The 22430-nt window shown below is 41.9% G+C and carries 21 protein-coding genes; 17 read left to right on the forward strand and 4 right to left on the reverse strand.

Translation table 11 applies throughout. From position 1 onward, the window contains the following. The first annotated feature begins 284 nt into the window (after positions 1-284). The 7 genes from AC58QC_RS07270 (at position 285) to AC58QC_RS07300 (ending at position 7199) form a co-directional block, all read left to right on the forward strand. Entirely contained in the window at positions 285-2075 is a 1791-nt protein-coding gene (locus AC58QC_RS07270; RefSeq protein WP_497414517.1) for a histidine kinase, read from the forward strand. Next, positions 2072-3136: a response regulator transcription factor gene (locus AC58QC_RS07275; RefSeq protein WP_497414518.1), complete on the forward strand. Its 1065-nt coding sequence runs from the start codon at positions 2072-2074 to the stop codon at positions 3134-3136. Before AC58QC_RS07270 ends, AC58QC_RS07275 begins: the two co-directional genes overlap by 4 nt. Before the next feature lie 129 nt (positions 3137-3265). Continuing rightward, positions 3266-4561 (forward strand): ABC transporter substrate-binding protein, encoded by a 1296-nt coding sequence (locus AC58QC_RS07280; RefSeq protein WP_497414519.1) that lies wholly within the window; start codon positions 3266-3268, stop codon positions 4559-4561. A gap of 145 nt (positions 4562-4706) precedes the next feature. Beyond that, on the forward strand, positions 4707-5528 hold the full coding sequence (locus AC58QC_RS07285) for a carbohydrate ABC transporter permease (protein WP_497414691.1): 822 nt from the start codon (positions 4707-4709) through the stop codon (positions 5526-5528). Continuing rightward, a complete protein-coding gene (locus AC58QC_RS07290) occupies positions 5525-6349 on the forward strand; it encodes a carbohydrate ABC transporter permease (RefSeq protein WP_497414520.1) in 825 nt (274 codons plus the stop codon). The genes AC58QC_RS07285 and AC58QC_RS07290 overlap by 4 nt, the downstream gene beginning before the upstream one ends. A gap of 189 nt (positions 6350-6538) precedes the next feature. Then, a complete protein-coding gene (locus tag AC58QC_RS07295) occupies positions 6539-6907 on the forward strand; it encodes a hypothetical protein (protein ID WP_497414521.1) in 369 nt (122 codons plus the stop codon). A 7-nt stretch (positions 6908-6914) separates the two neighbouring features. Then, the gene (locus AC58QC_RS07300) at positions 6915-7199 is read left to right on the forward strand and encodes a Ger(x)C family spore germination C-terminal domain-containing protein (RefSeq protein ID WP_497414522.1); all 285 of its coding nucleotides are present in this window, start codon (positions 6915-6917) and stop codon (positions 7197-7199) included. Between the two features lie 196 nt (positions 7200-7395). Here the strand turns inward: AC58QC_RS07300 and AC58QC_RS07305 are convergent, their stop codons facing one another. Next, on the reverse strand, positions 7396-7944 hold the full coding sequence (locus AC58QC_RS07305; protein ID WP_497414523.1) for a LysM peptidoglycan-binding domain-containing protein: 549 nt from the start codon (positions 7942-7944) through the stop codon (positions 7396-7398). 417 nt (positions 7945-8361) lie between these two features. Between AC58QC_RS07305 and AC58QC_RS07310 the strand changes: the two genes are divergently transcribed. Next, a complete protein-coding gene (locus tag AC58QC_RS07310; protein WP_497414524.1) occupies positions 8362-9030 on the forward strand; it encodes a YjgB family protein in 669 nt (222 codons plus the stop codon). A gap of 179 nt (positions 9031-9209) precedes the next feature. Here AC58QC_RS07310 and AC58QC_RS07315 read toward each other — a convergent pair whose 3' ends face one another. After that, complete coding sequence (locus AC58QC_RS07315) at positions 9210-10034, reverse strand: M15 family metallopeptidase (protein ID WP_497414525.1); 825 nt, start codon at positions 10032-10034, stop codon at positions 9210-9212. Between the two features lie 384 nt (positions 10035-10418). Then, entirely contained in the window at positions 10419-10868 is a 450-nt protein-coding gene (locus AC58QC_RS07320) for a MarR family winged helix-turn-helix transcriptional regulator (protein WP_497414526.1), read from the reverse strand. A 277-nt stretch (positions 10869-11145) separates the two neighbouring features. On the opposite strand from AC58QC_RS07320, the gene AC58QC_RS07325 reads away from it, so the two are divergent. From AC58QC_RS07325 to AC58QC_RS07340, 4 genes are all read left to right on the forward strand, one after another. Next, entirely contained in the window at positions 11146-11700 is a 555-nt protein-coding gene (locus tag AC58QC_RS07325) for an NADPH-dependent FMN reductase (protein WP_497414527.1), read from the forward strand. 170 nt (positions 11701-11870) lie between these two features. Further along, positions 11871-13277, forward strand: a complete 1407-nt coding sequence (locus tag AC58QC_RS07330; RefSeq protein ID WP_497414692.1) for an MFS transporter — start codon at positions 11871-11873, stop codon at positions 13275-13277. Between the two features lie 109 nt (positions 13278-13386). Then, positions 13387-13875, forward strand: coding sequence for a DinB family protein (locus AC58QC_RS07335; RefSeq protein ID WP_497414528.1), 489 nt, complete (start codon positions 13387-13389; stop codon positions 13873-13875). 131 nt (positions 13876-14006) lie between these two features. Next, entirely contained in the window at positions 14007-14372 is a 366-nt protein-coding gene (locus tag AC58QC_RS07340; RefSeq protein WP_497414529.1) for a DoxX family protein, read from the forward strand. 590 nt (positions 14373-14962) lie between these two features. On the opposite strand, the gene AC58QC_RS07345 is transcribed toward AC58QC_RS07340, so the two are convergent. Next, a complete protein-coding gene (locus tag AC58QC_RS07345; RefSeq protein ID WP_497414530.1) occupies positions 14963-15850 on the reverse strand; it encodes a TetR/AcrR family transcriptional regulator in 888 nt (295 codons plus the stop codon). Positions 15851-16001: 151 nt separating this feature from the next. Between AC58QC_RS07345 and AC58QC_RS07350 the strand changes: the two genes are divergently transcribed. The 5 genes from AC58QC_RS07350 (at position 16002) to AC58QC_RS07370 (ending at position 22405) form a co-directional block, all read left to right on the forward strand. Further along, a complete protein-coding gene (locus tag AC58QC_RS07350; protein ID WP_497414531.1) occupies positions 16002-17435 on the forward strand; it encodes an MDR family MFS transporter in 1434 nt (477 codons plus the stop codon). Between the two features lie 106 nt (positions 17436-17541). Further along, positions 17542-18402: an SDR family oxidoreductase gene (locus AC58QC_RS07355; protein WP_497414532.1), complete on the forward strand. Its 861-nt coding sequence runs from the start codon at positions 17542-17544 to the stop codon at positions 18400-18402. A 570-nt stretch (positions 18403-18972) separates the two neighbouring features. After that, positions 18973-19953, forward strand: coding sequence for an NAD(P)H-dependent flavin oxidoreductase (locus tag AC58QC_RS07360; protein WP_497414533.1), 981 nt, complete (start codon positions 18973-18975; stop codon positions 19951-19953). Between the two features lie 12 nt (positions 19954-19965). Next, entirely contained in the window at positions 19966-20745 is a 780-nt protein-coding gene (locus AC58QC_RS07365) for an enoyl-CoA hydratase/isomerase family protein (protein ID WP_497414534.1), read from the forward strand. Positions 20746-20776: 31 nt separating this feature from the next. Next, positions 20777-22405 (forward strand): long-chain fatty acid--CoA ligase, encoded by a 1629-nt coding sequence (locus AC58QC_RS07370; RefSeq protein ID WP_497414535.1) that lies wholly within the window; start codon positions 20777-20779, stop codon positions 22403-22405. Positions 22406-22430: the final 25 nt, after the last annotated feature.

Consider the following 22430-nt stretch of genomic DNA (forward strand, 5'->3'; position numbering starts at 1 on the left):
CTTTACGTTATAGAAGTACAAAGTAAACTTAAATAGGGGAAAAAAGATGAAAGCCCTGACGGGGTGGTAAAAGAAAAGATAAGCTCTAGCCAAATAACATATGAGATGATTCAACTAACGAGGAACGATAGCCAATAAATGCCGGCCGTGGGCCGGCTTTTTACTGTCACAGTGCCAGGACACAAACATAGGCGAATAATCGGGTGGAATCTATTGATGAAATCTGCAGTGATTCTTGTTGAAAAAATGAAGAAAGATAATCCGTAATTAAAGGGGATCGGCTCATGGCACTTAGAAATATGACACGGCGTCTTCTAATTCCTTTTCAAATGAGTATGAGATACAAACTTATGATTTTGATGGTGATAATCGCTGTCCTGCCTTTGACCTTAGTCACGATTTTTGCTGCAAAGACCACCAAGCAATCCTTAAGTCTGGAGATAATACGCTCGAACGAGTCAAGAATGGACTGGGCTGCCAAATATTTTGATGAAAAAATTAGTCTGCTGCATTCGGTGGTGTATTCTCTTCTCATGGATCAGAGCCTGTTTCCGATTAACAAAGGTGAGTCTATGAACGATGGGAACGGTCTGGATGCAGGGAAACTATATATTGATGAAAAGCTGAGGTCTCTGTATGTTGCCAACAATAATAGTATTGTTCGGATCTCTCTTTATCTGAATGCTAGCCAGCGCATGTTTATTGTCGATAAAGATGCCGTTCGATCAACGGATTTATTGGATACTCCCGTGGGGAATTGGAGAGATTTAGCCAAGGACCGTCAAACGGTAAATAAGATTGTGGGATCTGCACACAATTATTTTACATTGGTACGAAGCATGAATCGGTTTGAAGACCATAAGATTCTCGGCGGAGTGTCCATGGAAGTAAGATGGAGGTTCATGGACAATGTCATAGGTATGATCCATTCGGAACCCAACAGTATTGTGCTTATTTTGGATGCTCAAGGAAAAATCATGTACAATCCGTACCCACAGCAAACGACGATTGACCAAGAAATGCTGGAAAAGGTGATACATAGTCCAATGGAACCTGGCTTTATCGAATCCAAGCAAGGAATTCTGTTTTATCAGCCAGTTCCATCGGCCGAGTTATGGATCGTGAAATTTATCCCGATCAGCTATGTGAACCAAGGTGCTTCTACAACGCTAAGTTTTAGTTTTTATACAGCTATGGTCTCTGTTCTTCTAGCTATTATTCTTTCTGTTTTAATTGCTTATTTCACGACGAAACCGATTATTCGACTGACGAGGTCGATGAAAGCCGTAGAGCACCAAAATTTCAACGTGGGTGTCGATAAGATACGAAGCGATGAGATCGGTACACTTGAGAGACGTTTTAATTCCATGCTTCAAAAAATTAAAGAACTGATTCAAATTGAGTATAAAAGTAAAATTGAAAAACGGACCGCACAACTGAAAGCGATGCAGGCACAGATTAATCCTCATTTTCTGTATAATGCGCTGCAATCCATTGGTGGGGTTGCCCTCTCTCGAAATGCGCCTGAAATTTATGAGCATGTCAGAGCCCTTAGCGAGTTATTTCGTTATACGATCAAAATGAAATCAGATATCGTCACAGTGGCCGACGAAATAGAGCATGTTACTAACTATTTGCAAATTCAAAAATTGCGCTTTCAGGACATGATTCATATTCAAATTGACATCGAAGAAGACTGCGGAATTTACGAACTCCCCAAATTCATACTCCAGCCCATTGTGGAGAATTGTTTCGTCCATGGTTTGGAGGGCCAGATGGAAAAGTGGACGGTAACCATCAGGGTGGAGAAGATGATGGATGAAATTGAGATTAGTATTGAAGATAACGGTCTAGGCATTGATGAGGTACGTTTGGAGGAAATTCGGCGACAGTTAAGCCGTTGGGGTGAGGATCAGGTGCTTGGGGAAAGTATGGGAATGAACAACGTGAATTCGCGGATTAAGCTTATTTTCGGTCAGGAATACGGTATGTTTGTCACAAGCTCAAAAGGTGTCGGAACGACTGTCAAAGTTGTTATTCCGGCAATAATCAAAGGAGAGGAGCCTTTACAATGAAAGCTGTCATTATTGATGATGAGTTCTGGGTCCGCAACAGCATCCGGCATTTGGCTGATTGGGAACGTCTAGGCATCTATCAGATTGAGGAAGCGGAGGATGGGATTAGCGGTTTAAATATCATAGCGCAGATACACCCTGAAATTGTCATTACGGATATGAAAATGCGAGGCATGGACGGAGCTCAGCTTCTGCAAAAAATAAGTGAAGACTATCCGTTTATCCGCAAAATTGTGATTAGCGGATTTGATGATTTCACCTATACGAAACAGGCTATTTTATCCAAAGTGGATGAATACCTGATAAAGCCGATCAATCCGGATGAACTGAATCGGGCTTTGGAGAAAGCGGTTCGAGAGCTGGGCGTAACACGGGGAATCCATGCTGCCAAGCCGCTGGACAAGCAGTTATTGAAAATCATCACCGAGTTGAAGCACATCGTCACCAGAAGTTTTCATGAGATGAACACGGAGGCGGTCAAGAAAAGCTTTAAGCTGTTGGAGCAAACTTTGAGCGATCAAGAGATCTTGCAGCCTGGTCTGAATAACTCGCTTTACAAGCAATTCATGCTGATTTTGGAAGAGCAATTTGCCCTTTCAGGAAGCGAATTAACGTCTGAAGCTCAAGCGAGCGCCAGTCATTTTTTTGTTTCGGATGATACTCCAGTGTCCAAGTGGATCGATGCGTTGTCCTCCACATATGTTGGGAGCTTGGAAGAATTAATTCACCAAAGGAAAAACAAAACCCGGATCAATATCGACGAGATTCGGAAGTATCTTGATCTTTCCTATGCTGAGCAAGTGAGTCTTGGAAGCATTGCAAGTAAATTTTTTGTCAGCAAGGAGCATCTTTCCCGTACCTTTAAACAAGAAGTCGGTGTTACCGTAATGGATTACTTAATTACCAAAAGGATCGAAAAAGCTTACCAGCTTCTTCAGGACTCTTCCGTATCTATCAAGAGCGCAGCAGAAGCAGTCGGCTATTCAGACCTTACTTATTTCCACCGTATATTCAAAAAAATGACAGGAATGACACCTTCTCAGATTAGACAGGATGCTTAGCGAGCTAAAGTCAGTCCAATGATATCAATATTGTCCAGTCAGAGATGCATTTTCTGTCCAATGAATGGTGGCGCTTTCTCAAGTATACTAGGACTCGTAAGCGTTACCATTACAAGGGGAGGCTAAAAAATGAAGAAAGCACTTGCAATGATTGTTGCTATGATGATGCTAGGAACCACAGTAGCTTGTTCAGAAACTCAAACCGCTGGAAAAAGCAGCAACACGTCGAAAAGCGAGGTTGCGCCTAAAAAAGTGGAATTGAAGGTATTTCTTGGCGGCTTGGACCGTTTTCGTGATCAATTCGAGAAGTACTTCGCCGAATTTGCAAAGAAAGAAAAGAAGGAAAAAAATATCGAGGTTACGATCAACACTGAATTTCCAGGATCTGATAATTCAACACAAATTTTGAAAACTCGTTTAGCAACTGGCGACGTACCGGATATATTCAGTCTTCATGCCGTGAACGACATTCCTGACTACTACAAAGCGGGATATTTGGAAGATTTAACGAAACAACCGCTTTCCGGTAAGCTCATTGATGGCATCAAGTCACTCGTGACTATCGACAATAAAGTAGTAGCGGTTCCTATGGAAAGCTTGGCATGGGGTTATCTCTACAACAAAAAAATCTTCAAAGATCTAGGTATTAAACCGCCGTCCACTTTAACAGAAATGAAGACAGTTGTTCAAACATTAAATGACAAAAAAATCAAGCCGTTTTTGCTCAGCTACAAAGAAAGCTGGATTCCTCAGTTATTCTTGCCTCTAACGATTGGTGGATTAGGCAATTCAAGCCATAAGGATTTTGTTGATAAAATGAATAAAAATCAAGGAAGCTTTGCAGAAGTGAAAGATATGTTCGGTATCATCGATCTTGTTAACAGCAACGGAACAGATCGTGTATTTGAAGTAGGCAACGATGACGGAGCTGCTGATTTTGCTGCCGGCAAAGCTGCTATGTGGGTACAAGGACCATGGGATGCGAACAGCATTTTGAAAGCTAACGATAAGTTCGAATTTGGGGTTGCTCCTCTTCCTATCAATGATGATCCTAAATCAACACAAATCAATGTTTCCGTGTCAACTTCCTTGGCGATGGCTGCCCAAGGCAAGAATAAAGAAGTTTCGGCAGATCTGCTGAATTTCATTTTGGATGATCAAGCGTCAAACGATCTGTACCAAGGATTGAAATTCAATCCAGTGTCCCAAAAACACACTTTTAAGCCTTATCCTTGGGTTGAGGACGCTGCAGTTTATGTGAACAAAGGACAGGCCTATAAAGATCCTCAGATTCCAGCGGCAGTGAAGGATGAATCAGGCAAAGCGCTTCAAGCCTATTTTAATAAGAAAATGTCCGCAGAAGATGTAATCAAGGATCTGGATAAAACCTGGAAAGATGCAAATGCCATAGCAAACAAAAAATAAAGAATGGAAGACATGTTGTGCTCTGCCCTGATCTTTGAAAGATCAGGGTAGGGCACAAGTTTTTCCTAAGGAGTGAGCCCACGTGCTGAAACGCCTTGCCAAAGAAAATACATCATTGATCTTGTTCGTGCTGCCCGCTTTTATCATGTATGTTATTTTTCTTGTTATTCCGATGCTCCAAGGCTCTTATTACAGCTTTACGAACTGGGATGGCTTGAATAAACATTACAGCTTCGTTGGGATACAGAATTTTATTGAAGCTATTCGCGATGATACGAATTTTCGAACATCGATTCTATTCACAGCTAAGTATGTTTTGTTTGCTGTCGTTTTTCAGAACGCCATCGCATTGCTGCTTGCCGTATTGATTGAATCTCAAAGTAAAGGGAAAGGATGGCTTCGAACCATCTTTTTCATGCCTAGCATGTTAAGTATTATCATAAGTACATTCATGTGGGTATTCGTATTTACAAAGGTAATGCCGTCATTGTCCAAGTATGCCGTCTTAAAATTTCTCAATATTTCTTGGCTGGGTGACCCGAACATTTCGTTCTTTACAATCATGCTTGTTTCCATTTGGGGCGGTATAGGAACTTTAATGATTATTTATATGTCTGCCATTCAAGGCATTCCAATGCATCTCAAGGAAGCGGCTATTATTGACGGCGCCAAGCCTCATCATATGCTGCGTTACATTACTTTGCCTTTGATTGCGCATGCGCTCACGATCTGTATCTTTTTAACCTTGAACCACTCGTTTAAAGTATATGATCTTATCTATGCTTTAACAGGCGGAGGTCCTGCCCGGGCAACTCAAGTTATCTCTATGAATATTTTGGAAGAGGCTTATCAGCGCAATTTCAGATATGGTTATGCCAGCGCCAAAGCGATTATTCTCTTTCTGATCATACTTGTTATTACGCTTGTTCAAGTTTCCGTAATGAAGAAGCGGGAGGTGGAGGCATGAACAAGCGACAGTATTCAGGGCTGTCTCTATTGGTATTGGTCATAATAGCGATTTTCTTCCTTTTCCCGATTTACATGGCCATATTGAATTCCTTTAAAACACAAGGAGAGATGTACAGCTCCGTTCTAGGCTTCCCTGTCCAGCTTCACATTGAAAACTATGTGCAAGCCTTTAACAAGGCGAACATGCTGAAGAGCGGTTGGAATACGATTGTTGTAACCGTAACAGGCATTGTTGTCATCGTTTTATGCAGCTCTCTGGCGGGATACAAGCTTTCCCGAACGTCGGGGAAACTGAGCAACGTGATTTTCATGCTTTTCGTATCATCCATGCTGATTCCTTTTCAGACGATCATGATTACTTTAACCAAGATGGCAAAATCGCTTGGGCTTCAGGGTTCGCCATTTGGTTTGGGCATTGTTTGTGCCGGATTGGGCGTCAGCATGGCCGTGTTTCTTTACCACGGTTTTGTGAAAGGCATTCCGCGAGAATTAGATGAATCCGCGAAAATGGATGGATGCGGCGAGTTTAAAACCTTTTTCATGATCATTTTACCACTGCTGCTTCCGATTACATTTACTATTAGTATTTTGAATCTGTTGTGGCTGTGGAATGATTTCTTACTTCCAGTACTGATGCTCAACGATTTTCGCCAATATACGTTAGTCTTGACAATCAATATGTTCTTCGGCAAATATAGTCGGGAGTGGTCGTTGATTCTGGCTTCACTGATTTTGTCATCGATTCCGATTGTCGTGATTTTCGCCATCTTCCAACGTTGGATTATCCAGGGGATTACGGATGGAGCCGTAAAAGGCTAGCTTTAGAGAACAAGGTATGTATGTTGAGGGGCTTGCTTTACGGCAGCTCCTCTTTCGTTTGCGCGATATTCCCTATGGAGTGCAGACTCGTTTCACAAGTATCTGGCCTTCACCAAGTCATGTATTTCTGTATAAAAATTCCATTGACAGCTTAAACTAGAATCACGTCTAAAATTAGAGGTTTCATTTATGCTTAATTTAATCCAGGAAATAAAATCCATATTCTCCGATCATGATGATTTTTTCATTCAGGAAGAACAATTTGATCAAACAGCAATTTTTCTTATGGGTTTTAACACGCTAATAGATTTCGCCAATTCAAATGTATATATTCGACAAATGGCGAAACAGTCTGCTTCAGTTAATGAACTATTCACTAGCCTTAGTGATCAGCTTGACGTTGATTCAGAACAAATCATAAAAGCCGTTTTAGAAGGCAAATTAGTACTCTTATCAGAAAGCAATCGTAATGCCATAGTGGAACCAATCTCCCGCAACCTAAGACGAAGCATTGATCAGCCTCAAAATCATGGTAACAAAAAGCTCATTGCAAATTAATACGTCGATGAAAAATAGTGATCCACAGGTGTCAAGTGATTTATATATGAAGATAGACATTTTAGAAAGAAAAGAAGGCGTCACGAATGACCGAATACAAAGTGAGCTTGAAAAGCTGATCGAAAAGCGGTTTTACCATCTGTTCGAACAAGCCCAAAGAAACAAAACGGATATTTTCGGATTTGGCCAACATTTCCGTAATCAAATTCCTTATCATGATATAAAAAACTGGCGAGAAGTTTATTATCCTAATTTAAAAGTGAATTTTCAGGTTCATGTAAAAATGGAGTGAATTACTTCGTAATATATTTTGCGGTTATGCCTTGAGCAGAAATATTGTTGCGTTCAAAAGTGAAAAAAGAGGCGAATGAAAAGAAGCTAAGCGGCTTGTTTGCGCTTAACTCCTTGAAAGAATTATTCCAAGCCCATCATACTTCGAGAAGAACATTATTTTAATTCCATCCAACAGTTAAATATTGAACAGAGCCTTATGTTTCATGGTTTTTCACACGTTGTTGTTGGCGGAAGCCCGATATAGGCTCTTTAAATCCGAATAAATGCCATATTCCAAAATTGTCTTTAACTGTTATGCCGCGCTTTCCTCCCGCGGCTGCGTCTGAATAATATGGATAGCTTCTCCCCATCGTATAAAGACCTATATAATTGCCTTGGAATGTCACAGGAGCAACTTCGAACTGAATTTCCTGATCCGTAACCTTCAGCACACGTGTCGTTAGTTTCGATGTCCCATAGTTCTTTTCCTCGGTTTGCTGAACGCTGCTCTCTGCTTTTAACATATTAATATCGTTTTGCATCGCTTGTATAATTTCCATATAGGTGGTTGGCGGAAATGATATCGAGGGTATGCAGATCTGCTGGCCGATGCTGAGAAAATATGGATCAATGCCAGAATTTGCTTGGTAAATACTTGCTAATGAAACGTTATAAAATTGTGCAATGTGAAATAACGTTTCGCCCGGTTGAATGGTATGCACGAAATGATCTGCTGGACATTGCCTGAAGAAATAAGTTTGCATAAGAAGCCCCTTTCATGCGCTTAAGTTCACATCATAATATGCACGGAATAGGCTTTTGCTACATTCGATCGACGTGAGGTCGCCACAGTAGAAAATCGATATTTTTATGCTTTTTTTATAGGCATGCTATAGATTCATACGTCCTTTTTATACGGTTCAGCGTTACAATGTTTCAAGAAAGGGGGCGGTGGTCGTCATACAAATTGATTATTTGCTGATAGCTGCGTCGACCAAGGCAGGCAAGGAGTAAACATTATTCGGGACAAGTTTCGGAATTGAAAAGTGTTAAAAACGGAAAATGTTTTTATATGTGTAGCAGTAGTAGTACTTTTTGCATGCTATGATTTTGCAACAATTCTTATCTTTTTATCGTCTGAATATTGTAAGTACTCAAACATATAGGAGAGAAGGCATATTATGAAAAGCTATAGTAAAAAAGCAGCGGTATTTCCAATGTTAATTGCGAGCATGCTTATGTTCACTGCATGTGCATCATCTGAAAAACCAGCAGCTCCTCCAATAGCTAGCACCACGCCTAGTCCAGTAGTTGAACCTTCATCAACGCCTTCAGTTGCACCTAGTGCAAGCCCGACTGCTACATCAACGCCTAGTGGCAACATCAATGTAAAACCAGTATCATCAGAAACAACGTCCGTTACTAAGCAAATTAAAGATATGCTTGAACTAGCGAAGTTAGGTAAGGTGGCTGGCATTGAGTTTGCTGCAGAAACAAGATTCTTCGAAGATGTGGAGAAAGCATGGGGGACTGCGGATCATAAAGAAGCGGTGGGAATCGGAATATATGCGACCTACACCAAGAAAAATGCAGTCATTGGCTTCAATAAGGGAGATCAAATCATTGATATTCGTTCCAGCGATCCAAAGCTGCAAACACTAACATTGAAGCAAATAGAACAAGCGCTAGGAAAGCCAATGGATACGAAGGTAAACGGGGATGATATGATTTATATTTATAAAGCATCCGATGTGTTTCAACTTAAATTTATTATTCCCAAATCAAGCGGAAAAGTACATCACATTTCTGTTTTTGATACCAAGCACTCAGTCAATAACATGGCTGGCTAAATAATTAATTAGAAAACGGTGCCCGCAAATCGCGTGGCTCCGTTTTTGTTTTTCAGAATTCGTTAGACCGCCTCGGCGGAAGGTCAAGTCAATTTGTTGCTGAGTCGGTTAGAAAAAAACTTTAACTAAAATGGATAAGTATACGGATTTAAATACACCATTTGCGTAGAGAGGTGAATTTATTTATTAACTGGCAACGTTTTTCCAAGGTATTCTTCTAGTGTGGTACCCTGCTTTGCAATTTCATTTGCCATGTCTACCCCGACATATCGGATATGCCAAGGTTCATATTGATATCCCGTAGTTACCTCTTTGCCTTTTGGATATCGGATAATAAAGCCCCAATCCGCTACGTGATTTTTGAGCCATTTTGCTTCCTGCGTCGCTGCAAAGCAATCGGCTGCCGCACACTTGCCATCGTCTCCAGATACATCGATGGCAAGTCCTGTTTGATGCTCACTTTGGCCGGGCTTAGCACTATATTTGTTTGCTGCCTCTTCACCGTCCTTTTCCACGTAAGAGTTATATAGATACTTTTGAGTTTCAAATGAACGGTAAGCAGACACACCAGCAAGCGGCAAACCATCTGCATGGGCAGCTTTAAAAAGTTTTTCAAGTGCCTCCGCAGCTTCTTTACGCATGAATCGTTTTTCCGAGTGCTCAGGGAATATAAAGTCTACGTTGGGTTCAACTAGATCTTTAGGGACGTATGGATTCGGTAATGAAAATGATTTATTAACTAACACGGCAATGATTGTTGGATTAGCTACTACTTGAACCGCCCGCGGCTTTGGTTTTGGCTTATGCTCAGGCGTTGGCTGTGGTTTTGGCGAAGGAGTCGGTGTTGGCGTCGGGCTGGGCTCGGGCGTGGGTGACGGTGTTACTATTGGGCTTGGCTCAGGAGAAGATGCTATGTCAGTACCTCTGGTGCCACAACCGGAAATAACAATCATAGTGATGATTACCATTACTGCGATTACTTTCGTTTGATTGCATGTTTTCATTACTTATACACTCCGTATGTTTGATAGCTATTTGAGAATATACGATGAATAGCCTATTTATCAATGCATGTCCTCACTGTATAATTTTTTCCCAATGAACAACAAAAAAACCAGCTACGTGATTCTAAGCCGCTGAAAAATCACGTTTTTCCGTGAAGCGTCGATGATAAAGTATATTAAGTTAAAGCAATACAACGAAAAGACCGTTTAAAGCCATCTCACAGGCTAAAAACGGTCTTTTTTCATCTTAGGGGTCATGATTAGGTATTGATCTAATTATAAAATAACAACTTGATCATTTTATTATTTCTTCATACTTCACATCTCAGGGATTAAGTAAGAAGTTTGAGTATATCTTTAGAAAAAACGGAGGCGTAAATCGGTTCATTGTAATTTCTGTGACCCTATTCCTATTTTCTTCAATAAACCAATGAGTTGCTCTTTCTCTTCGTTGTTCAAAAAGGAAAAATTTTGAGAGATCGTATCCACATGTTTTGGGAAAATTTCATCAAATAGAGCCTTTCCTTTTCCGGTCAGTACGGCATCATTTGCTCTTCCATCTTGGGGGTTTGGCTGCCGCTCGACGAGTCCTTGCTTTATTAATTTGTTAACTACGAAGGTGATGCTCCCGCTCGGAATGGAAAATTTTTCACTGATTTTTTGTAGGGGATGAGGACCTTTACTATAAAGAAATTCCAGAATCCTAAAGGTTTCAGGACTAAGATTGTGCTTTTCAATATCTTTCCCGATGTTGTTAGATACAGCTTGGAAAGCTCTCACAAAAATACGGAACAATCTTAAGTCCAATTCATTTTGTTCCACTTTGAAATTCATAAAACCATCTCCTTATCAGGCCGTCCTTTGTAATCATGGATATTTGTATGCTAACAGTAGGATTAACGGGTGTCAATTTTTGGACTCAATTGACAAATAATTATTGTAATTATATTATATAAATATCATAATTATATAGTTTATTAGGATTTCTTTTTATGGGAGAGGAGTTTGAATACCAAGGCTTTTTTTTAACGGCTATGGTCCAAATAGTTAGGAAGCTTCGCTGGGAAGTGTGAATGCACCACTAAATTTGAACACAAATGGAGGAATTACAATGTTAAAAATAGGAGTTATTCTTGGAAGTACACGCCCCGGACGCAACGGTGAAGCAGTAGCCCGCTGGGTGACCGATGTTGCGAAGAAACGCAATGATGCTTATTTCGAGCTTGTAGATCTTGCCGATTACAATCTACCGTTGTTGGACGAACCGATCCCTGCATCAATGGGCCAATACAGCAAGCCGCATACGATTGCTTGGTCGCAGAAAATCAATTCTTTTGATGGATTCGTATTCGTTACACCGGAGTATAATCATGCAACCTCCGGCGCTTTAAAGAATGCCATTGATTTTCTATTTAATGAGTGGAAGGATAAAGCAGCAGGCTTTGTCGGATATGGCGGCACCGGCGGCGCACGTGCAATTGAAAATCTCAGGCTCATCGTCGGAGAGCTCCATATAGCCGATGTACGCGCACAAGTGGGGATTTCGCTTATCACGGATTTTGAAAACTTTAGCGTCTTCAAGCCTGCTCCTCATCAGGAGGCTGCAGTCAATGTGATGCTCGATCAAGTTATCGCTTGGAGCGGTGCATTAAAAACATTGCGTTGAATAGCGTTAAAAGTGGCGCCAGCGGAGTGGCCGGAATGCTCTTCTTGCCTCTCCAGTAGCAACGAGATCCCCTCGGGGCGGCTGTTTTCTTTTGTGATTGCGATGAAACCGCGGCAGCTGCATCGCCAACAAAGCAAACGGGAAGAAAGGAAGCGTTAGAGTTGAATAGAGTGGAGAAAGTGGAGAGAGTAGACAGAGAGAACCATACAAGCCATGAAGTATCAGAAGTCAGGAAAAGCATCCTGTGGATTTATTACGTCTTTTTTTTCTCCGTCCTGAATGAATCAGTGTTTAATGTATCTACACCTAATATCGCCAAGCAGTTCACGCTAGACCCGTCCGATGTCAGTTGGGTCGTGACGATCTTTTTCATCGTCTTCGGCGTGGGGATGGTTGTGTTCGGAAAATTGTCCGATATCTTCAGCATTAGAAAACTGATTACGATCGGAATTGTCCTTTACAGCGCAGGGTCGGTTATCGGCTTTGCCCTTCAGGCGTGGTACCCCGCCGTCATTGTAGCCAGGGCGATCCAAGGAGCAGGCTGTGCGGCGATCCCGTCGCTTGTCTTCGTGATAGTTGCCCGATATTTCTCGGCGGAAGAACGGGGCAAGATTTTCGGAATCATCACTTCGACCGGATCTTTCGCGATCGGAATCGGGCCAGTACTTGGCGGTTTTATCGCTGGATCGTTCCAATGGGCTTATCTGTTTCTCATACCTCTTCCCATCGTTGCAGCCATCCCTTTCTTCCTGAAATATTTTCCAAAAGAGGGGCGCAAAGCGGGCAGTTTGGACATCATTGGAGGGGGGCTGCTCAGCATTACAGTATCTACTCTGATCCTTTTTACCACTGAAGGACATTGGCTTTATTTGGCTGGGGCTTTGTTCGGACTATTCCTTTTCATTGTTCAAATCCGCCGGGCAAAAGAACCGTTTGTCGATCCTTCCTTGTTCGCGAACTCGCGATATCGGAACGGTCTCGTGATCGGTTTTCTCATTTTCGGATCCGTACTCTCAGTTTTGTTTGTCATTCCGATCATGCTTAATAAAACGTATGGTCTCGACGCAGATACAATCGGTTTTGTCTTGTTTCCCGGAGCTTTCAGCGCAATTCTTTTCGGCAAAGTTGCCGGCAATTTGACTGTCAAAAAAGGGAGCAACTTCGTTAATTATGTGGGGCTATGTTTGCTCGCGGTCAGTTTTCTGCTGCAATCTTCCGTCATTGGGCTTTGGGTAGGGTACATTGGTGCCGCCCTCATCTTGATGTACATCGGATTCTCCTTCGTACAGACGGCGTTGGCGGAGAGCGTTGCGAAAATTTTGCCCGTTCAACAAATCGGCGTCGGGATGGGTTTTTTTAATATGACATCAACCATTTCGGGGGCTGTCATCACGGCTCTTGTAGCCAAAACGCTGGAAGAAAAGCTCCTTGCATTTCCGCTGCATCCCCTCCTTACGGAATCAAGTTCTTACTTGTACGGAAATTTGCTTCTCATCCTTAGTTTCATCGTTGTGGCTAGCGCATTGTTATATCTCAACACATTCGGCAGAAAATCTCCGCAGCCTCACAAAGATTGATCGATGGGTTCAACGGATATTAAAAGAACAGTTAAAGATTGGAAAGGCGAAAACTATAGAGCGTAGAATGTTCGCTTTTTATAAAAACAGTAAACAAGGGAGAATTATGATGAATAGCCAAAAATTATTAAATCAACTTGAAGTGATTCGAACGATAACGATTAAAACCATTGAATCCATTACAGATGAGATCGCGGATGAAATGCCGACAGGGTATAAAAACACCATCCGTTGGCATCTCGGACATATCGCTGCTTTTACCGATCTTTTTCTGAATAATTTTGTGGGTTTGTCCTTTTATTTGTCCGAAGAGCATTTAGCCATGTTCAAATCCGGGTCAAAACCTTCGGATTGGCAAGTGCAACCTCCAAGTTTGGAGCAGTTGGCATCCTTGCTAAAAGGACAAATGGAGCATATTATATCGCAACTCGGAACTCGGAATTTTGAAGAAAAAGCAAACAACTCCTTGAGCTTGTACGGCAATGAAATGGATTCTATCGGAGAAATTTTGAATTTTTGCCTTTATCATGAAGGGCTACATCAGGGGCATATAAAATGTCGTACTACTTCAAGTCCAATAAAACGCGCATTAAAATAAATCGATGATTTACCATTGTAAGCTTCACATTTAATAGAAAGGCCGTCCCATAAAGTGGAATTAATTAAATGCAATTAACCGTTTCTAAGTTGTATGGAACAAAATAAAAGACACACAAGGAGTTATGTAAAATGAAATGGATTCTACGAATTATACAGGGATTGTTAGTTGTCGGTTTTATTATGTTTGGTATTATGAAAATATCAGGGAATGCACAACAAGTTGAACTGTTTACAGAAGACTTTGGCTATGCAAAAGGCTTTATGTATTTTGTTGGAGCCTGTGAAGTACTGGGTGCACTCGGATTAGCAGTCGGGTTTAAAAAGCCCAAATTCACTTTTCTAGCATCGTTAGGGCTCGTGTTACTGATGGCAGGCGCCGTGTTCTCCCATTTAAATGCAGGTCAAGGTATGTCAGAGGCAGCAGCAGCAAGCATTCTTCTAATTTTGACCTTATTTGTCTTGATTAGAAGTAGATCGACTATCAAATCAGTTTAATAAGAAGAGAAGGGAATAGCTATGGAGTTATTCGGTTTTTAACCTTTTCCGAGGGACATTAGCGTTTAAACTCTAAAATCAGCCGTTAAATAGGTGCACTAAAGAATCTTCTCAGCATATTCTGGAAGGTTTTTCATCTGAACCCCTTAGCACTTCTCATAGTCTCACAACATCGCTTGATGTGCAGATCTTAACGTCTCAACCAGCTTGTATCTACAAGTAAGTACAAGTAAGAGGCGATCAGTTTTAGCGAAGGGTTGCAGACCTAGGAGAACTACCGATCTGCCCCGGCTATTGGAAGTTACACCACCCATACAAAGAGGTCAACCAGTAAAATCTGGTTGACCTCATAATACGACGGAGAACTATAGCATAATAAGCAGGAGCAGATGCCGCGGCAGCTGCTTCTTGTTTTTATTCATGTTGAGTATTATACCAAATAGCATGTCGTTGGAATGAAAGAAGAGTGTCATAATTTTTTGGCATGTGCACTTCATTATTCCAAGCAATTGCAATATATCCAAAAATCTATCAATTGATATTGAAAAAGGAAAATGCTATCCCTTTTATGTTAGCAACTTAAGAAATAATTACTTATCCAAATTGAAACAGAGTTTTCTCAATTGTTCAATGATGCTTTGAAGCTCATTCTCTTTCTTCAAAAACTGAAGCATGGCAAGAATTAGTACAGATCTAGGCTGATCTCGCTCTACTTCCTCCTGAAGTATAACGAGCGCTTCAAGCAGTTCTGTTTTGTGATGATTCGTTATAGCCAATTCTTTTAGGGTAGAGAAAAGAAGTTCGAACAACTTACGTCTTTGTTCAACTACAGAAACAGAGTTGCCCTTACAAGCTGATTCCACATAATTATCCATCATCGTATTTTGTAAAATCACTTTTGGTTTCTTATTCAGGACGCCTGCAACAGTCTCCTCCAAGAGATCCACGATAAGTTCAGAAACATCTCTAATATGTAAAGGCCTGTTATCAAAAATTATTAAGTAAAGATACTCTTTAACGATCCCATAATAAATTGATACAAGGTCCCATATATGATGTTCTATTTCTTTACCAAACCTACGAGTCAAGGCATCCCTTATCATATTGAGAATATTTGCTCGTTGACTAAGTAGAATAGAGGCAATTTTCCCTTCACTAGTTTGCATTTCAAAAGTATTCTTCATTATAAAATTATTCTCAATAAAAAAATAAAATTGACATTCGGTTTCACGAATGAAAATCTCTCTTAAGGTAAGTGTCGGGTCCGATCTAATCTCTTCCATTTTTTCGAAAAGGCTCTCTTGTTTTGAGTGATGCACCTCTACGAATAATTCCTCTTTTGAAGGGAAAAATTTGTAAAGCGATCCTTTTGCGATTTTGCAATCATCAGCGATATCCTGAATTGATGTTGCAAGATAGCCTTTTTCCGAAAAAAAACGTTCAGCGGAATCCATGATGTTTTGTTTGACTATACTCAATCTAATTCCTCTTTTCAAAAAAAAATTGACATTCTTCAAAAACTAGATAAAATTAAGCACATGATGACTGATTGGTTTTTCCGGAAAACCATCGGTCAATTGTATGTGATGTATGCTTAAACATCAAGCCACAGAAGAGAGGAACATTCATATGTCTGCACAATCAGCTGAGAAATTAGCATCTTCACCAGAGTTTTCGGTCAAAACCATTATCGCTCCACTTCTTGCCGTTATGATTGGTATGATTATGGTTCTTCTAGATACTACGATTATGAATGTTGCTATCCCAAGTTTACAAAAATATTTTAACAGTTCATTAGATACAATTCAATGGACCGTTACCGGCTATACTCTTGCGCTAGCTACGATTATCCCTTTAGCTGGCTGGATGACAGATAAATTTGGAGCCAAACGAATATTCCTCATTACGATTACTTTGTTTACTATTGGTTCAGTCCTTTGTGCCTTCGCCCAAACTCCTGAACTGCTCATATTATTCCGTATAATACAAGGCCTTGGTGGTGGAATGGTAACTCCCATCGGTATGGCAATAGCTTTTAAGATGGCCCCCCCCGATAAAAGAGGAGCCGTTATGGGGATGCTTGGTATACCTATGCTAATTGCCCCCGCTACAGGTCCTTTGCTATCTGGATGGTTAATTGGAATAGCATCTTGGCATTGGATTTTCCTAATCAATTTACCTATTGGAATCGCTGCATTGATTGTAGGTATTAAACTTCTGCCCAATCAGCAGCGTGGTAAAGCACCTGCTCTCGATATTCTAGGAATGATTCTTGCGCCGATCGCCTTTTCCATGCTGACTTATGGTGTGAGTGAGGGGGGAAGAAGTTGGAGCTCTACTGGTGCATTAACGGGATTGATTATTGGGGGTGTCACACTTCTTCTATTCATTTTCGTAGAGTTGCGTCATAAACAACCACTGCTGGAGCTACGAGCATTTAGATCATCAGATTTTACTCGCGGTATTATTATAACTTGGGCTTTGCAAGCCTCCATGATTGGGACTATTCTCTTAAATCCCTTATTCCAGCAAAGCGTATTAGGTCGAACACCCCTGGTAAGTGCGGCAATCTCCCTCCCCATTTCTTTCGGAGGTCTACTATTTACACCATTCGCGGGGAGATTATCCGATAAAATTGGCGCCCGGCCTCTTGTGTTTAGCGGTTTGAGCCTTATGTCCATTGCTCTATTCTTACTTTCTGGGGTAAACCTCAATACCGGAGTAGCTACGTTAATGATTCTACTTTTTATGGTGGGATGCGGGATGGCCTTATCCATGATGCCCTTAAATGCACATGTTTTAAAGTCTGCTCCGCGTGAACTGGTAAGCCGAGTAACACCTTTAACATCAGCTTCTATACAAGTTGTGAATTCATTTGCCATAGCTGCTTTAACCGGACACTTATCTTCACGAATAAGTGATCGTATGGTAGATGCTGGTGAACATGCCGAAATTTTAAAAAACAAAGCTTTAGCTTTTGGTGACACGTTCTTAATTATAGCCTGCATTGCCACGGCTGGTGCGATTTTAAGTTTAATTCTTCGTAAGCCCCACATCAAATAAGGAGAAGAATTGGCAGCAGCATAAGGTAAGAGCGATTATTTATTATAAATTTTGAAAGTTGATCATTATTAAAGTGAAATAAACCAATGAGAGGGAGATATTTAATATGAACGCAGCTATTTTAGTAATTGGAGCTACAGGAACAATAGGCAAAGAATTGGTGAAACTTCTGGCGAAGAACGGTCATAAAACACGTGTTACCGTTCGTCCGACAAGCAACACAATCGAACTGCAAGCATTGGGAGTCGAATTAGTTCAAGCTGATTTAAACGATGTCGACTCACTAGTAAGAGCCATGAACGGCATCCAAAAAGTATTTTTTGCAACACCACTTGTTCCGAATATGGTGGAACTTTCTTCTTCGATTATCCGTGCAGCTAAAAAAGCCGGTGTAAAGCATCTTGTTAAGTTATCGGGTGGAGGGGCTGAATTGGATACATTGGCCAAGTGGCATAATGCAGTAGAAAAAGAAATGGAACAATCCGGTATAGCTTATACGTTCTTGCGGCCTAATACTTTTATGCAAAACTTAGTCAAATTCAACTCGCATACCATTCGTGATCACGGAGCCTTCTATGCGCCTCATGGCGATGGAAAAGCGGCTTACATTGATTCCCGCGACATAGCCCAGGTCGCTTATAGGGTCTTAACAGAAGAAGGGCACGAGAACAAAGCATATTACTTGTCGGGGCCAGAAGCACTATCCAGCACCGAAATAGCGGATATTCTTTCTTCAGTAACCGGTAGAGTAATTAAGTACGTAGATGTTCCGGTCGAAGCTGCCCGTGCTTCTATGCTAAAAACAGGCATGCCTGCTGAAATCGTCGAAGGCTTGTTAGAGCATTATCATATTATGAAATTAGGACACACAGCAAAAGTTTCCAGTACGGTAGAAGAAATAACAGGACAAAAAGCAACCTCTTTTGAGACTTTTGCTCAAGAAAATAAGGAAGCATTTATTGGTTAATTATAAAGTTTAAATTGGTGCCGGCGGAACAAGCATGATATCCACACAAAATCGTTGATTAACGACAATCCGTAATAATTCCTGCATATCTCAAAGAAAAGTAAACTCTTACGAATGCAATACAACGTGGAGATGAATGGGACCAAGGTCGTAGAGTTCAAACAAAATTTCAACCCGTTCGTCCAAAAGTTAAACCTCGATTTCTCCGCTGACCACAATGGCAAGCTTGATCGCCGCTTGGGCCTCGCCGCCGCGGTGCTACTGATCGCTCTCGAGGGCAATCAGGGATAGAAGCGTAATAGTTTTTTAACAACGTCACCACGTTTTTTGGTGACGTTGTTTTGTAATATTAATCAATAACGGTATTAAACAGGACACCTACAAATGGTGGAGGTCAAGAACAGTCGAAATCAACATTTAGATGTAACAAAGCATTATTTTTTCTTGTCATTACATCACTCAAGGTGATAAAATATAGAATATAATGAATGAGTATTCATTCATATACCTAAAGTTTTGTAAGCGCTTTATGTTTGCCCAGAATTAATTATCTTGAGAGGATGGGGTAAATTGTTAACCGCTACACTATCGCGTATAACAGAACACATGACATTACCGGTGATCGCGGCTCCGATGTTTCTTATTTCTAGTCCGGAGATGGTTATTGAATGTTGTAAATCGGGGATTATCGGCTCGTTCCCTTTACTGAATGCACGAACAGCTGATATTTTGGACGATTGGATGAAACAAATTACGGAAGAGCTCGAAACGGCTAAATCTGAAGAGCCTGACCGCCTTATTGCTCCCTGGGCAGTTAATCTAATCGTTCATAAGACCAATACGCGGTATGATTCGGACGTTGAGCTTATTAAGAAATACCAGCCGCCGATTGTCATTACTTCACTTGGAGCTCCGGGGCCTGTAGTTGAGTTTGTGCATCAATATGGAGGGCTTGTGTTCTCGGATGTCAGTAATTTAACCCATGCAAGAAAAGCCTCTCAGACAGGCGTTGATGGACTTATCCTTGTCTGCCATGGAGCAGGAGGACACGCTGGTGCGATCAATCCTTTTGCTTTTTTGGGCGCGGTTCGCGAGTTCTGGGATGGAGCCATCATTTTGGCAGGCTGTATTACCAGCGGGCAAGATGTTTTCGCCACTGCAGCGCTTGGCGCCGATTTCGCCTATATGGGCACACGTTTCATTGCAGCTTCCGAAGGATTTGCAAGCAAAGAATACCAAAATATGCTAATCGAGTCGACGTCAGACGATATCATTTATACCGATGCTTTTAGCGGAGTGAAGGCTAATTTTCTAATTCAAAGCATACGAAATGCCAATCTTGACCCGGATAAGCTCGAGAAGAAAGAATCGGTTAACGTCTCACACTTGAACAAGCATGAAAATAAAGCGTGGAAGGACATCTGGTCTGCTGGCCAGGGAGTCAATGCAATTAAGCGGGTCATGCCTATAGCCAGTTTGGTTGAAGAACTCCGTCAAGAGTATAAGCAAGCGGAAAACTCATTATTGGCACGTGCATCGAAAAACATGTAGGGGGCTGACACTGTGTATGAAACCGTGAAATATGCCATAGAAAACCATGTGGCCACAATCTCGATGAATAATCCCAAAACGATTAATGCTTTTAATTCGGAGATGCACAGAGACTTGTATGCTGCTTTCACAGCCGCTAATGAAAATCCGGATGTCCGCTGTATTGTCTTGACAGGTGAAGGAAAAGGTTTCTCCTCCGGCGCTGACTTAACGAGTATAAATTTTGAGGATAGATTTGATTACGGTGACGTTTTAAGTCAAACCTATAATAAGCTTCTACGGTACATGATGGGCATACAAAAGCCAATTATTGCTGCCATTCATGGGGTAGCTGCAGGTGCGGGACTAAGTATTGCGCTAGCCTGTGATTTCCGTTTAGCAACGGAAGAAGCGAAATTAACAGTAGCTTTTATTAAAATCGGGCTAATTCCGGATGCGGGGGCACATTTCTTTTTGCCTAGAATCGTGGGGTTGGCAAAAGCGTTAGAGCTTTCCTCGCTTGGTTCCATTCTGAATGGAAAGGAAGCGGAAAACATCGCATTAATCAATAAAGCGATTCCAGCAGAGCGATTTAACGAAGAGGTTCGATTGTTTGCACAGCAGCTTGCGCATAAGCCACTGCTAGCATTCGGGAAGATGAAAGAAATTATGTATAAGAGCTTTGATAGTGATTTAAATACTGTATTAGGCTGGGAAGAAGAAGGTCAGCGGCTGATGGGGGCATCCAAAGATCACGAGGAGGGTGTAACTGCTTTTCTGGAAAAGAGAGCGCCAGTTTTTCGAGGTCATTAATTTAACATTTGTAATTAAGGGGGACAAAGAAATGGAAGGGTATTCATTGACACTGCATTCCATGCTGGTGAGAGCCGAGACGTTGTTTCCGAAAAAAGAAGTGGTTTCCCGAGCCGCTGGGCAATTATTCCGTTATACATACAAGGACTTTGCTGAACGGACGAGACGATTATCATCCGCTTTGCAGGCGCTTGGCGCTAAACGCGGCGATCGTATCGCTACCTTTGCCTGGAACGACCATCGGCATCTTGAAGCTTATTTTGCTATCCCCTGTATGGGTGCTGTACTTCACACTGTAAACATTCGTCTGCCCGACGAGCACATCGTCTACATTTTGAATCATGCGGAAGATACCTTTCTTTTGGTCGATGAAACTTTGCTTCCCATTATCGAAAGGATAGGCAGCAAGCTGCGCACCGTTAAAGGATTTATCGTGATGACAAATCAAGAGAGTCTTCCTGCCACTTCTCTTCAGCCCGTTTATTCTTATGAACGGCTCCTTGCAGATGGAAACGCGAGGTACGAATTTCCGACAGATATTCATGAAAGCGCTCCCGCCGGCATGTGTTATACTTCCGCAACGACAGGCAACCCGAAGGGCGTTATTTATACGCATCGCGCTATCTATCTTCATAGCATATCCCTCGGACTTGCTGATACGTTCGGATTGTCTGAGCGTGATACAGTAATGCCTATTGTTCCGATGTTCCACGTCAACGCTTGGGGACTGCCTTTTGCTTCGGTTTGGTTCGGTAGCAGGCAAGTTCTTCCCGGAGCCGCTCCTACGCCTGAAATCTTACTGAACTTGATCGCCGATGAAAAAGTGACGTTTTCAGGCGGTGTTCCCACTGTTTGGATTGCCGCCCTCAAGGTGCTGGAGCAGAAATCGTTTGACCTTTCGCACGTGAGAGCATTTGTGTGCGGGGGTTCGGCCGCGCCGCGCAGCATTATCGAAAAGTTTGAATATCATTACGGGATTCCTTTTTATCACGCCTACGGCATGACAGAAACCAGCCCAATGGTCACTTGCGTTCGGATAAAAAGCAATTTGGCAGACGTCTCGAAAGATAAATTACTGGACATCCGTACTACACAAGGGCTGCCCGTCCCAGGAGTTGAAATGAAAATTGTAGGAGCAAATGGCGAAATCGCATGGGACGGCAAGGAAATGGGCGAACTGCTTCTACGAGGTCCCTGGATCGCGGAGGAATATTACAAGGATGAACGGACGAAAGAGGCCTTTCAAGACGGCTGGTTGCATACCGGAGACATCGCAGTAATCAATGATGAGGGTTATGTGAAGCTCGTTGACCGCACCCAAGATCTGATCAAAAGCGGCGGTGAGTGGATCTCCTCTGTCGATTTGGAGAACGAGCTAATGGCGCATCCCGCCGTATTTGAGGCGTGCGTCATAGGGATTCCTCATGACAAATGGGGAGAACGCCCGCTTGCCTGCGTCGTGTTTAAAGATGGCGCTCAACCGGTAGGAAAAGACGAGCTTCTCCAATTTTTAAACGAGCGTGTGGTAAAATGGTGGCTTCCGGACGATATCCTATTTCTTCCGGCGATTCCAAAAACCTCAGTCGGGAAGTTTTTGAAGCGCAGTTTGCGGGAGGAGTTCGAGCTTCACTATATGAAGAATAAAGGAGAGGTTGGTTAAAATGATTGTCGCAGATAACATATTG

Source organism: Paenibacillus sp. J22P51, from assembly GCF_059692215.1.